The following is a 12,801-nucleotide window of genomic DNA, read 5'->3' as shown; positions in this document are numbered from 1 at the left end:
GGGGGCGGACCGCCGCCGTCGGGAGCTCCGCGCTGAGAGAGGTACTGACAGGGACTCCCTGACAGTACCGACGCGTCCCTAGTGTTGACGGCAAGGCTGGATCTTGTTTCACGACACAGGATTCACGACACAGGAGGACGAACGATGGAAAAGCGCACACTGGGCACCCACGGCTTGGAGGTCTCCGCCGTCGGACTGGGCTGCATGAGCATGACAGGTGGATACAGCGACAAGCCGGACCGGCAGGAAATGATCTCGCTGATCCGTGCCGCCGTGGACCGGGGCGTGACATTCTTCGACACTGCCGAAATCTATGGCCCGTACGCCAACGAGGAGCTCGTGGGCGAAGCGCTCGCTCCGTACAAGGGCCAAGTGGTGATCGCCACCAAGTTCGGGTGGGACATCGATCCCGCAGAACGCAAGCCGAGCGGGCGCGTGAGCAGCCGCCCGGAGGTCATCAAGGAGGTCGTGGACGGCTCTTTGCGCCGGCTGGGCGTCGACGCAATCGACCTCTACTACCAGCACCGGGTGGATCCCGACGTTCCTATCGAAGACGTGGCAGGTGCGGTCAAGGAACTAATCGAGGCCGGCAAGGTGAAGCACTTCGGCATGTCCGAAGCGTCCGCCGGAACCATCCGCCGGGCGCATGCCGTCCAGCCCCTGAGCGCCGTCCAAAGCGAATACTCCCTCTGGTGGCGCCGCCCCGAGGAAGAAGTGCTGGCCGCGTGCGAGGAACTGGGCATCGGCTTTGTGCCCTACAGCCCGCTCGGCAAGGGCTTCCTGACGGGAACCATTACCGCGGACACCAGTTTCGACGCCGGCAACGACATCCGCAGCACCATCCCCCGGTTCGCGCCGGATGCGCTCCAGCACAATGCCGCCGTCGTCGAGTTGCTCGCGAACATCGCACAACGCAAGGGTGCCACGCCCGGTCAGATCGCCTTGGCCTGGCTCCTGGCACAGAAGCCCTGGATCGTCCCGATCCCCGGAACGCGCAAGCTGCACCGCTTGGAGGAAAACATCGGTGCAGCCGCCGTCGAACTGTCCACCGCGGAACTGGGCGAAATCGAGGACGCCGCCTCCAGGATCCAGGTGCAGGGCGGGCGCTACAACGACGCCGCGGAACGGATGACCAACCTCTAGGCGTACGCATGGTGCCACGCTTCCGGATGCTGTGAGCCGGACAAAAATGTCACAGTCCAGGCACAGCATAGGCATACAGGGGCCAAAGCGTGGGGTTCGAGGATGGGATACAGCTTCGAACCCCTCGAAGTTGAACCTCTAAGGAGCAACATCGTGAACAAAGTCCGGAAAATCGCCGTAGGCGCCGCCTTGATTGGCGCCGTCGCAGGCGGCGGAGCCCTCACCGCCATGGCCCTGCCCGCTAACGCCGCAACTACTGACACCTCGACCGCCAGCCCATCCGCCCCCGCCACGAACGGCGGCAACCATGGGAACGAAACCGACCTCACCGGTGACACCGCAACAAAGGTGAAGGCCGCTGTACTTGCCGCCAACTCCGGCGCCACCGTGGAGAACATGACTACCGAAGACGACGGCAGCGCCGCCTACGAAGCCCACATCACCAAGTCGGACGGCACCCACGCCACCGTCAAGCTCGATGCGAGCTTCAAGGTCACCGCAACCGAAACCGGCGGCCCCGGTCACTAACCCCCAAGGCAACCAAGCACTGTGGGCGGATACGGCACCCAGCCGTATCCGCCCACGGCGCTTAAACGGTGTACTGACAGGACCTCCCACACTTCCCCTGCCGGAAGTAGCCTGAATCCATGGACGCAACTTCTACATCGATGGGAGCAAGGCGCGAACGACATTGTGGCCACCCTGCGCAGTTACGCCGGACGGCAGCCACACAACAAGGGCCTGAGTGATCTGGTCGGCGAGCTCGCTACCCGGAGCGAGGAATTCCGCACACGCTGGGCCGCCCACAACGTCCGCTTCCACCGGACCGGCATCAAGCGCATGCATCACCCGGTGGTCGGGGATCTCGAACTCAGCTACGAGGCAATGGAACTGCCGGCCAACCCCGGGTGGACGATGTTCGCCTATACGGCGGAACCAGGGTCGGCGAGCGACGAACGCCTGAAACTGCTCGCGAGCTGGGCGGCCACCACCGCAAGCGAACTGGCGGCGCCGGCGTCGATCTCGGACTGAGCCCGGTGTGGGTAGGACCGCCAATCCTAGGAAAAGCAGGGAGCGGCCTAGCTGCTGACATCGTCTTCCGGAGCGCTTAGCGTCTTTAACAGGACCTTGAACGACGGCGGTTCCGCCTTGAGTATTCGGGTTTTTCCAGCCGCTAACTGATTACAGTCCAGGGCTCCACGTTTTAGATGAGAAGAAGATGACTATGGATTTTTCGTTGATGATGGCCTGCGCGGTCATTGGCCTCGTGAACAATGACAGCCGCAGTGCCTTGCCGGGGGCACCGGTTGTTCCGGCACGCCCGGCAAGGCGCCTGCGGCTGGCTCGGCTCCGGGGTTGGCTCGCAACCGCACTCCACCGGGTGGCGTGGGGAATCGAGCCTAAAGTGCAGCCTGTCCTGGAGCCTTGCCGGTGAGGTGTACGGAAGGATCCGAGCTGTAGAAGACGACGAATTGCATTGTTTGCCTTAGCTGTCGGGTTCGGCCAGGGTCTGGCCGAGCCGCGGAAGCACATGGTTTCGCCAGCCACCGCTCATGATGCGGTGCGATGCCACGTGCGTCGGCTCGTCGGGATTGAACCCGTCGTGGACAAGCGACAGCCGGGTGCCGGTGTCTTCCGCGGCGATCGACCACGTCACGGTGCTGTTGAGGCTGTTTCCGGAGTTCGCGTCCCGCCACGAAATACGCAGTAGCTTCTCCGTTTCCACGTCAAGGACTTCGCTGGCCACCAAGCCGCTGAAGCCAACTGCCGGAACGGGAATCCCGCGCATCTGGAACTGATGCCCGACGATCGCTTGGAAGTCGTTTTCCATCAACCAGCGGGCGATCAGCCTGGGTTCCGTCAGAGCCCGCTAAACCTTGGCGGGCGAATGCGGCAGGAATTCTTCGACCTCGATGGTCGTCAGTTGTTCGCTCATCTGTTGTCCTCAATCTCGTTAGCGACCATCCTAAGTTCCGAGTGGGCAATCGGCAGAGCGATCGGGTATCCCCGGCCTGCGTCGCAGACCAAGTTCGAACAAAATCCAGCTCTTGTTTAACGACAGTCAACGATATATCGTTAAGTATCGCAGAACAAACTGCGAGCCTGAGGGCAACCCACAAAACACTGAAAGGACGATGCCGTTATGAAAGGCATTCACGACAATAAACACACAGATTGCGGTCCGGATATGGAACGTTTCGGACGCGGCCGCAGCCGTCGCGGTCCCCACGGACACGGCGGATTCGGGCCGGGCCGCGGATTTGGGCCGGGCCGCGGTTTCGGACCAGGCTTCGGACCAGGATTTGGTCCCGGCTTTGGTCCCGGGGGCCCGCGTCGGGCCAACAAGGGCGACGTTCGTTTCGCGATCCTCTCCCTGCTGGCTGAAGCGCCATCCAATGGATACGGACTCATCAAGACAATCGCCGAGAAGACGTCCGGATCGTGGCGCCCAAGCCCGGGTTCCGTCTATCCGACCCTGCAGCAGCTCGTTGACGAGGAACTCATTGCGCCCGTCGGCGAAGGCCGGCGCACCGAGTTCACACTCACCGATGCCGGGAAGGCATATGTAGCGGAGCATGCTGAGGAGCTGGAAAATGCGTGGAACATCGATCCGGAGGGATCAGGACCCGCGTTCCACCAGAGCGTGGCAAAGCTCATGGGAGTCATCCATCAATTCCGCTTCGCCGCAACGGACGAACAGCGTACGGCGGCTATGGAAAAGATCGACGAAGCCCGGCGAGCGCTGTACCACATCCTCGCTGACTAGTACCGCCCCTTCCGAAGCCGCGACGTGGAAGTAATCCCGCTCGCGGCTTCGGAATGTACACTCCCCCGGTTCGGTTTCCGGGTCTATGCTTGGTTTCCCGGTTGCGCGGGTTCGCCCAGGCGCCCGAACTGCTACTGAGAGCGATGGGTCCATGAACGGTTGCGAAGCAGTCCTTGCAGGCCTAGAAGGAGAACTCGCCTGGATCCGGGACACATATATGGACCTGCACAGACACCCCGAGCTGAGCCTCGAGGAGCATGGGACCTCCAGGGTCGTCGAGGGGAAACTCGCGGCGTTCGGCTATGCCGTAGCGCGCATCGGGGGCACCGGCGTCGTCGGCATCCTCGCAAATGGGGACGGCCCAACGGTGCTTGCCCGCGCGGACATGGACGCGTTACCGGTCACCGAGGCGACGGTGCTGTCTTATGCGTCGACCGTGGACGGTGTCATGCACGCATGCGGGCACGACCTGCACGTGGCTGCGCTGCTCGGCGCGGCCAAACTCATGGCCGACGGCCGGACAGCCTGGTCCGGGACGTATATCGCGCTGTTCCAGCCCGGCGAGGAGATCGGGGCCGGGTCCCAAGCAATGCTCGACGACGGACTCGTCGCCAAAGTGCCGCGGCCGGACGTCGCCTTCGCGCAACATGTGATGCCGATCCCGGCAGGGATGGTAGCGACCACGCCGGGCCCCGTCCTCTCCGCCGCGGACTCGCTCAAGATCACCGTGCATGGGAAGGGCGCGCACGGCTCGATGCCGCACATGTCGGTCGACCCCGTGGTGCTTGCCTCCTCGATCGTGCTCAGGCTGCAGTCCATCGTCTCGCGGGAGACGAAACCGGGGGACTTCGCGGTTGTCACAGTGGGGGCGCTCAACGCCGGGACGACGTCCAACATCATCCCCGACCGCGCCACACTCCTGCTCAACGTCCGCACTTACGATACCCAGGTCCGCGCGTCCGTCCTCGCGGCCATTGAGCGGATAGTCCTTGGCGAGTGTTCCGCCGCGGGATCACCGCAAGACCCGGATTTCGAGTACTACGATCAGTTTCCCCTCACCAGCAACGACGCGGCCGTGACAGAGACGGTCCGGGCCGCATTCACCGCCCACTTCGGGGAAGACTCAGTGCGTACCGCTTATAGGCAGACCGCGTCAGAGGACTTCACCCGCATTCCGGACGCCTTCGGGGTCCCATACACGTTCTGGCTCCTAGGCGGCGCGGACCCCGAAACCTACCGGGCCGCCGTCGAACGCGGGACAGTGGCCCGGGACATACCGGCAAACCACTCTCCACTCTTCGCGCCCGTGATCGATCCGGCCCTGTCCATGGGCGTCCAAACCCACGTGGTCGCAGCGCTGTCCTACCTGGCTTAGGAGTACCACTGCCACTCGGGCGGTGCCCAGCCCGAGGGAACCTGATGGTTGTCCTTTGTACCGCATCGTGGACAGCTGTAGCTTGCCGACGGCGGCCGCAATCCGCTGCCATCGGCCGCATAGACCGCAGGAACGTACTCATGGAAGGTCAACGGAAACCCCGGGCCGCACCGCCCGCAAGCCGGCACCCTTGGCAGCGCTGCGGGAATACAGGGACGATGGGTGGCAATTCGATGTCCAGCACGAGCAAGCGTCATGTTTCTCCCTCACGTCTTCATCGGTCGGGAATCGGCGTCGGCCAGATCCCCGAATTCAAAGTTCATTCCCGAGCGCCCACATCGTGTTGATGAACCCAATGGGGCAGCCGGCGGGTAGTGGGTCAAACCCTATGCCAGGATTCCCAGAAGGGCCATGGGCAAGCCGGAAGAGATGGTTCGCAATCAGTTATGCCGGGCCGCTTCGGCCCAGCTTGCCTAGAACCGGCTAGTGCCGCGCAGCCGGCGGGGGCGGCCGTCCGGGTCCACGACGAAGCGGCTGATCGGATCCGCCCAGAGGCGTTGGAGGAAGGAGACGGGTTCCGGGGTGTGGTGCCGCACGTTCCCGGTCGGACGGGGCGAACGGCGCCCGGTTTCATGCCAGTGGTCAAGGGCGTCGGCGCTGGCTTTCCACAGCTTGAGCCCCGCCGCCGGGTCGTGGAGTTGGGGATCGTCCTCCTCCAAGCCCAGGTGTTCGGCCCAGAGTTGGAGGCGGAGCCCGCGGGCCAGCGGCCGATGAGCGTCGTGGCCGGCGCCAATGTCGTGGCCGCTGTCGGCGCCGGGCGACTCTCCGTTGCCGGCGGTGGCGTCGAATACGGCGCAGGTGAGCTCGCTATCGGTGGTCCAGGACCGGCGGTTGAAATTGTCCGAGCCGCAGGTGAACCACATGTCGTCGATGATGCAGATCTTGGCATGGACGTAGATCGGAGTTCCCGAGCTGTTCTCCAGGTCGAACACTCCGACCCTGTCGGGTGCCGTCTGGTGCAACATCCTCAGGGCGCGAAGTTGACCGATCCGGCTTGCCGGCCCTACCAGGGGGCCGTCGGAGTCGGGGTAGCGGGGAACGACGGCGATCACGTTCAAGTCGGGGTTCCGCTCGAGGGCCCCGGCGATTCCGGCTGCAACTTCTGTCGACCACAAGTACTGGTCCTCGATGTAGATCAGCGAGCGGGCGCGGGCGAAGGCTTTTGCGTAACCGAGGGCAATGCTGCGTTCGCCTTCGGGTGCAAACGGGAACGGGGGACGTTTCACGCCGTAGGTGCGCAGTAGCTGCACTGCATGAGGACCGGCCGGTGGTGGCGGCGGGGCGGCAGCCGGGAGCGGTTCGGGGTGCCGGGGCATGCGGGCCAGGCGTTGCTGCAGTATCCGGTACGGGGTACCGCGGTCCAAGGGATGGGGGTCGTTCCACCGCTCAGCGAACACCGCGAGCACATCCGCAACCACGGGGCCACGCAGCTCGAGTGCGGCATCGTGCCACGGAGGCCGTTTCCCGTATCTGGGATCCATGGTTACCGCTTGCGGGTCTCCCCCATGGTCGGCGTCGTCCCGTCGGCTGTGGGAAAGGTCGATCCCGCCAATGAACGCGACATCCCGCGAAGGATCGTCACGACGGCGGATGACGAACAACTTCTGGTGGTGGGAGCCGAACATTCGGACGCGCTGATCCAAAAGCACTTCTCCGCCGGCGTCGTTGATCTTGCGGCTAAGAAGCTCGTTGGATCGGCCGCTCATCGGAGCCGATACCCGCTCTCCATGGGATCTCCAGACAAGGCCCCGCACTTCCACCCCCGAGCAGCACATCGGACGAAGATTCAGCCGGAGGCAAAAGCGAGCTCAGCGACGACCGGTTTGTCGGCGACGCTGACCTGGCCCGGTGGAAGACCCCCGCCGGAAGGTGGCTCGCCTCCCGCGCACAACGCCTCAGCGCCCGTCTCGGCGCGTACGGTGCGCTGATCCTGGTCCTCGCTGCGGGAGCCGTCGTGGCATCACTGCTGGCCTTCGCGACCGGCGAGGTGTACGAGGCAGTGACGGAAGCAGATGGCGTGGCCGCCCTGGACCACCCGGTCCTGGAGGCGGCGATGACCTTGCGCAGCCCAGCACTCGACGCCGCCGCCACTGCCTACACCGATCTAGGCGGAGGAATCGGGATGCCGATCCTGGCCGCGATCGCCACCTCCGTCCTGGTCCTCCGGCGCCGCTCCTGGACCCCTGCGATCCTCATTGTCACTGCGGCTGCCGGCTCCCTGCTCATGACAATCGCTGGCAAGCAGCTCATCGGCCGTGCCCGGCCGCCGCTCATCGACGCCGTGCCGCCCTACGAGTATTCCCCCTCGTTTCCCAGTGGGCATTCGCTGAACTCGTTCGTCATCGCTGGAATCATCGCCTACCTGGTCATCCTGCGTTGCCGCTCCCGCCGGGCCCGAGCCTGGACCGTGACCGCCGCGGCCCTCTTCGCCCTGACCATCGGCCTCAGCCGGGTGTTCCTGGGCCACCACTGGCTCACGGATGTCCTGGCGGCCTGGACCCTCGGTGCCGCCTGGCTGGTCCTGGTCATCACTGCCCACCGCCTTTATCTCACCGCCCGAAAGACTGAAAAGCTCAGCCACTCCCCGGGCGGGACTCCAGGCGGATGAACGCCGGTTCCGGTGCAGCGGCCACATGTTGCCCCAAAATTTGCCTTTCCGGCACTTAACTTTTGCCTGGCGCTGGAAGAGTCGGTCGGGGGTTTTCGTCAGCTAAGCCAAGCACTGGGAGCAGCTCATGTCAGGTCTCAACCGTCGGCGTTTTCTTCAACTATCCGGGGCCAGCGCAGCCACCGCAGCAATCGCTGAGATGCTCGGCGAGAGCATCGCTCGCGCCGCGACGATCCCGGCCAACCGTGCCACCGGCTCGATCAAGGATGTCGAGCACGTCATCGTCTTCATGCAGGAGAACCGTGCCTTCGACCACTACTTCGGCACGCTCAAGGGCGTGCGTGGGTTCGGCGACCCGCATCCGGCCATCCTCCCGAGCGGAAAGGACGCGTTCGCGCAGAACAACGGGACGCGGGACATCCTCCCGTACCACCCAGCCGCACCGAATCTCGGCATGCAGTTCATGGAAGACCTCGACCACTCGTGGAAGCTCACCCACGAGGCCTTCAACGTAGGCAAGTACGACAAGTGGCTCCCCGCCAAGTCCGAGGCCACGATGGCGTTCTACGAGCGCGGCGACGTCCCGTTCCACTTCGCCCTCGCGGACGCGTTCACCATCTGCGACCAGTACCACTGCTCGCTGCTTGGCCCCACGGACCCCAACCGCTACTACATGTTCACGGGCTGGGACGGCAACGACTACAAAGCCGGCGGCCCCGACCTGTGGAACGCCGAGGTCGGCTACTCGTGGAGCTCATACCCCGAGGAGCTTGAGAAGGCCGGCGTGAGCTGGAAGGTGTACCAGGACGTCGGCGACGGCCTCACGGCTGCGGGCTACTGGGGCTGGACGGGCGACCCTTACATCGGCAACTACGGCGACAACTCGCTCCTCTACCTCACGCAGTACCAGCACTCGAAGCCCGGCAGCCCGCTCCACGAGAAGGCGCTGACCGGCACGAACGCGAAGGCCGGCGACGACCTGTTCCGGATCTTCCGCGAGGACGTCGCGGGCGGGAAGCTCCCGCAGGTCTCTTACGTCGTGGCCCCCGAGGCGTACACCGAGCACTCGAACTGGCCGCCGAACTTCGGAGCCTGGTACACGGCGAACATCCTCAACATCCTTACCTCCAACCCGGATGTCTGGAGCAAGACGGCCGTGTTCTTCATGTACGACGAGAACGACGGCTTCTTCGACCACGTCGTCCCGCCGCACCCCAACACCTCGCAGATCCCGGGCGCATCCACGGTTTCGACCGAGGGCGAGTGGTACGACGGCCGGATGACGTTCTCAGGCATCGCCGACGTCCCGGGCCATTACGGTCTCGGCGTGCGCGTGCCGATGCTGGTCGTCTCGCCGTGGAGCATGGGCGGATGGGTGTGCTCGGAGACGTTCGACCATACGTCGATTGTGCGCTTCCTCGAGTCGCGCTTCGGGGTGAAGTCCCCCAACATCTCGCCGTGGCGCCGCGCAGTGTGTGGTGACCTCACGAGCGCGTTCGACTTCACGGCGAACGGCGGTGCGGCCCCGGCCCTGACCGACACCTCGGCATTCAAGCCCGCGGACCACAACCGGCACCCGAGCTACGTGCCGACGCCTCCCGCAGTCAACTCGATGCCGGCCCAGGAGAAGGGCACGCGCCCGTCGCGCCCGCTCGGATACGCGCTCGACGTCGAGGTCTCGATGTCGAGCGGCAAGCTCTCCGCCCGCTGGTCGAACGCCGGGGCGCTCGGCGCACACGTGCAGGTCCGCTCGAATCTCCTTCCGGCGGGCCCGTACTCGTACACGATCGGCTCGGGTGCGGCCCTCGACGCCTCGTGGGCGCTTGGCGCCGAGTACGACGTGCAAATGCATGGCCCGGCAGGTTGGTACCGCCGTTTTGCAGGCACGACGGCGGCCGCGGACATCCGCTCGACCGTCACCCGCGACGGCGACTCCGGCCATGCGCAGTTCCGGATCGAGAACACCGGCACGGCCGCGGCCGCCCTCACCCTCACCGACGCGTATGGCGCCGGGTCGCAGGCCCTCGGCCTCAACCCAGGCCAGGCCAAAACCGTGGTGATCCCGACGCAGGGCGGCTGGTACGACCTCAACATCACCGCCGCGGCGGATCCGAAGCTCGTTCGAGTCCTCGCGGGACGCCTCGACGACGGCCGGGCGCTCACCTCCGATCCGCAATTGGGCAGATAACGGGCGGTCACCCGAAAGCGGCAACGTGCCCACCTTCGTCTGGATCGGTCCCAACCAGTTCTAGATCGGTCAACATTAGACCAGATCACGGTGTCGGCCCCTCGCAGATTATGCGATAGTTTGCCGTAAGAACGCGGGCACCATTCGCGGCGGGGGGAACGGAATGACCTACATCTGTGGACACACCTCAGCTCGGGCTCCAGGCGATGTTCCTGCCGAGATGCCCGCATGAAGGCCGGCACTCTCCGGGAGTCGATGATGGAAGCGGCCGCTGACCGCTGGCTCAGCGCTTCCGACTTAGTCGCCGCCGCACGAAGCACTGGTGTTCTTTCGGATCATCGACGGGCCAGGGAACTCACCCTCGAAGCGATCAAAGAGCTGGTTGCCGAAGGATTATTGGTCGCGGGAGCATTCGGAACCGGCCGGTATATGCCTTGGACGCTGACAGGCACGGATGCGGCGCGCAAGGTCGAGGGCGAGTGGAACACGAGCGCCATGTCCCGCACATGGTTCACGGCAAAGGCCAACCTGACCTCGTCCGAGCTCGGCGATCTTCCACAGGGAACCCCTCGCCACTCTGCACGCGAAACCGCCGAGGATCCGCTGGCGGTCACGGGCAGCGAGGCGACGGGACCCTGGGTCCAGGTCACCAGGGAAACCCGTATAGCGGCGACCATCCCGCCAGACTCCGCGCCTCCGGCATGGAAAGGAAGCTGGCTTCGCAGGACGCTTTGGCTCAAACGAGCCGCCGCCGTGTTCGTCATCGCATCGGTCTCAGGCTGGCTCGGATGGGCCGTCATCGCGGGGATCAAACACACACTCGCCAGCTACACCAAGATCGACGGGACTGTCACGGCACAAACCGATACCTCGGCACGCCGCGTTTCCTCGTGTCAGCTGGACGTGGACTACTCAGTCGGCGGCCGCCAACTGCATAGCGTCGCCAAAGTCAACGCGAACTGCCATACTCTGCCGGGCCCGGGGTTCCCGACAACTATCGACGTCGACACAACCGATCCCCAAGACATATGGATCGACGGCGCCAACGATGCGAACCATCCCGATCCGTCGGCCATGGCCATATTTCTGCTAATACTGCCGCCCGCAATCGCCCTCGTACTCAGGAACGAGCTCGGAGACTATGGCAGAATCCGGAAACTGCTCGTCCCTGGAGCCCAGTGGCGGCAGGTCGAGGTCACCGTCACACGGAAGACCTCCGGTAGAGAGGGCGTCATTATCCGGCTCGAAGGAAAGGACCCCGCAGGAAACCGGCGCTCGTTCTATATCTTGTCCCGATTTGTAAGCCCGATCGGCCACGCCAGCAAAGGCGACAAAGCAAGCCTCAAGCTCATCGCGGACGGCGAGGGGCGGGCGCTCATCCAGAGACCCGACACCGGCCGAATACGCGTTGCGCGCATCAGCAGATCGAGTTGGCCACTAGGTTGGGGCGACCGGCTATTGGTCGGGCGCACCGCGAAATTGGTAACGCGCAAGTCAAAGCCAAACTAAGAGCCCCCTGTCGGATTCGAACCGACGACCCCCGCTTTACAAGAGCGGTGCTCTGGCCAACTGAGCTAAGGAGGCGCGCCCCGGCAGGCCGGAGCTGATTGCCCCGGCAAGCCGGAGCTGGTTGCCCGGCGGACCGGGACTGGTACCCCGGCGAACCGGAGCTGGTGCGCGCGAGCGCTAGATAAGGTTAGCCCACGACCTCCCGCCCACGGAAATTCCAGCGGACGGGAGGCCTAGGCCAAGGGAACTACTTCTTTGCTGCGATAGCCGCATTCAGGACGGTCATGAAGTCCGACTTGTTGTCCCACTGCTGGCCGTCGATGAAGACCGTGGGCGTGCCGGATATCCCGATGTTCTTGGCCTCCTGCGTGACCACCTTGACGAACGGACGGTACGTCTTGTTGTCGATGCAGGAGTCGATGTTGGCCGATCCCGCTTGGGTGGCCAACTTCTTGAGGTCGTTGTCGGAAATGCCTGCGCTGCCCTCGGCGGGCTGCTGTGCGTACAGCAGATCCACGAGTGCCGAGTACTTGTCCGGCGACGTGTTCGCCACGCACGCTGCGGCGTTGGCGGCGCGGGAGGAGTAGTTGGTGCTGGAGCTGGCGTCCAGGAAGCCGAACGGACGGTACTCCAGGGTGATCTTGCCGTCGTCCCGCAACTGGGTCAGCTGCTGGCTGTACGTGCTCTCGAAGTTCTTGCAGATGGGGCAGATGAAGTCGATGTACGCCACAACCTTGACGGGCTTGCCGGCTTCAGCCTCGGCGCCGGGAGCGGTCACCGTGGCGGGCGGGGTGGCCGGGGCTGATGGCAGGGACGCCAGGCTGACGGTACCGGCGGCCACCTTCGCCACATCGGTACCCTTCAGCAGCGTCACGCCGCCGTGCGCGTTGGCGTTGGCCGGCGTCGGTCCCTGATCGGCGATCGGGGCGTTGTTCACAATGTTCTGGGTGAACACGAGGGCAATGACCGCGAGGATCGCCACAACGGCAACCACAATGCCCCATCCGATGAGCAACTTATTGCGCTTGTCCTTCTTCAGCTGAGCTTCGCGGATCTCGCGGGCCTTTTCGCGGGCCTGGGCGGTGCGCTCTGCCTTGGACAGGCGTGGTTCGTTTGCGGGGCTCATCAGTTCCTCGTGATTTATCGACGGC

Annotated in this window: 11 protein-coding genes and 1 tRNA gene; 8 read left to right on the top strand and 4 right to left on the bottom strand. The window is 64.6% G+C overall.

Going from position 1 to position 12,801, the window contains the following annotated elements:
* The first annotated feature begins 144 nt into the window (after positions 1 to 144).
* From AC3WJU_RS08340 to AC3WJU_RS08330, 3 genes are all read left to right on the top strand, one after another.
* Positions 145 to 1,143, top strand: a complete 999-nt coding sequence (locus tag AC3WJU_RS08340) for an aldo/keto reductase (protein ID WP_059388297.1) — start codon at positions 145 to 147, stop codon at positions 1,141 to 1,143.
* A 153-nt stretch (positions 1,144 to 1,296) separates the two neighbouring features.
* Complete coding sequence (locus AC3WJU_RS08335; RefSeq protein WP_492259627.1) at positions 1,297 to 1,671, top strand: hypothetical protein; 375 nt, start codon at positions 1,297 to 1,299, stop codon at positions 1,669 to 1,671.
* Between the two features lie 21 nt (positions 1,672 to 1,692).
* Positions 1,693 to 2,175: an MmyB family transcriptional regulator gene (locus AC3WJU_RS08330; protein ID WP_492259626.1), complete on the top strand. Its 483-nt coding sequence runs from the start codon at positions 1,693 to 1,695 to the stop codon at positions 2,173 to 2,175.
* Positions 2,176 to 2,629: 454 nt separating this feature from the next.
* Here AC3WJU_RS08330 and AC3WJU_RS08325 read toward each other — a convergent pair whose 3' ends face one another.
* On the bottom strand, positions 2,630 to 3,007 hold the full coding sequence (locus tag AC3WJU_RS08325; protein WP_492259664.1) for an SRPBCC family protein: 378 nt from the start codon (positions 3,005 to 3,007) through the stop codon (positions 2,630 to 2,632).
* Between the two features lie 279 nt (positions 3,008 to 3,286).
* Here AC3WJU_RS08325 and AC3WJU_RS08320 point away from each other — a divergent pair, with 279 nt between their 5' ends.
* Positions 3,287 to 3,910, top strand: coding sequence for a PadR family transcriptional regulator (locus AC3WJU_RS08320; RefSeq protein WP_284989426.1), 624 nt, complete (start codon positions 3,287 to 3,289; stop codon positions 3,908 to 3,910).
* Positions 3,911 to 4,127: 217 nt separating this feature from the next.
* On the top strand, positions 4,128 to 5,285 hold the full coding sequence (locus AC3WJU_RS08315) for an amidohydrolase (protein WP_492259625.1): 1,158 nt from the start codon (positions 4,128 to 4,130) through the stop codon (positions 5,283 to 5,285).
* Between the two features lie 473 nt (positions 5,286 to 5,758).
* Here the strand turns inward: AC3WJU_RS08315 and AC3WJU_RS08310 are convergent, their stop codons facing one another.
* Positions 5,759 to 7,051, bottom strand: coding sequence for a phospholipase D family protein (locus AC3WJU_RS08310; protein WP_492259624.1), 1,293 nt, complete (start codon positions 7,049 to 7,051; stop codon positions 5,759 to 5,761).
* A gap of 248 nt (positions 7,052 to 7,299) precedes the next feature.
* Here AC3WJU_RS08310 and AC3WJU_RS08305 point away from each other — a divergent pair, with 248 nt between their 5' ends.
* The 3 genes from AC3WJU_RS08305 (at position 7,300) to AC3WJU_RS08295 (ending at position 11,650) form a co-directional block, all read left to right on the top strand.
* Entirely contained in the window at positions 7,300 to 7,953 is a 654-nt protein-coding gene (locus tag AC3WJU_RS08305) for a phosphatase PAP2 family protein (RefSeq protein ID WP_492259623.1), read from the top strand.
* Between the two features lie 127 nt (positions 7,954 to 8,080).
* Positions 8,081 to 10,141, top strand: coding sequence for a phosphocholine-specific phospholipase C (locus AC3WJU_RS08300; protein WP_492259622.1), 2,061 nt, complete (start codon positions 8,081 to 8,083; stop codon positions 10,139 to 10,141).
* Between the two features lie 228 nt (positions 10,142 to 10,369).
* Positions 10,370 to 11,650 carry a hypothetical protein gene (locus tag AC3WJU_RS08295; RefSeq protein ID WP_492259621.1) on the top strand — a complete coding sequence of 427 codons (1,281 nt, stop codon included), beginning with the start codon at positions 10,370 to 10,372 and terminating at the stop codon, positions 11,648 to 11,650.
* A gap of 1 nt (position 11,651) precedes the next feature.
* Here the strand turns inward: AC3WJU_RS08295 and AC3WJU_RS08290 are convergent.
* Positions 11,652 to 11,725 (bottom strand) — tRNA-Thr (locus tag AC3WJU_RS08290).
* 172 nt (positions 11,726 to 11,897) lie between these two features.
* Positions 11,898 to 12,776, bottom strand: coding sequence for a DsbA family protein (locus AC3WJU_RS08285; protein WP_284988873.1), 879 nt, complete (start codon positions 12,774 to 12,776; stop codon positions 11,898 to 11,900).
* Between the last annotated feature and the right edge of the window lie 25 nt (positions 12,777 to 12,801).

This window comes from Arthrobacter sp. FW306-1B-F12A (assembly GCF_058781865.1).
The sequence above is the reverse complement of the archived record's forward strand: the minus strand, read 5'-3'. Positions and strand labels throughout refer to the sequence as shown.

Bases quoted from the DNA above. Each gene is read 5' to 3' on its own strand.
- AC3WJU_RS08340 (WP_059388297.1), top strand. From the start codon at position 145: ATGGAAAAGCGCACACTGGGCACCCACGGCTTGGAGGTCTCCGCCGTC.
- AC3WJU_RS08320 (WP_284989426.1), top strand. From the start codon at position 3,287: ATGAAAGGCATTCACGACAATAAACACACAGATTGCGGTCCGGATATG.
- AC3WJU_RS08315 (WP_492259625.1), top strand. From the start codon at position 4,128: ATGGACCTGCACAGACACCCCGAGCTGAGCCTCGAGGAGCATGGGACC.
- AC3WJU_RS08310 (WP_492259624.1), bottom strand. From the start codon at position 7,051: ATGAGCGGCCGATCCAACGAGCTTCTTAGCCGCAAGATCAACGACGCC.
- AC3WJU_RS08300 (WP_492259622.1), top strand. From the start codon at position 8,081: ATGTCAGGTCTCAACCGTCGGCGTTTTCTTCAACTATCCGGGGCCAGC.
- AC3WJU_RS08295 (WP_492259621.1), top strand. From the start codon at position 10,370: ATGAAGGCCGGCACTCTCCGGGAGTCGATGATGGAAGCGGCCGCTGAC.
- AC3WJU_RS08285 (WP_284988873.1), bottom strand. From the start codon at position 12,776: ATGAGCCCCGCAAACGAACCACGCCTGTCCAAGGCAGAGCGCACCGCC.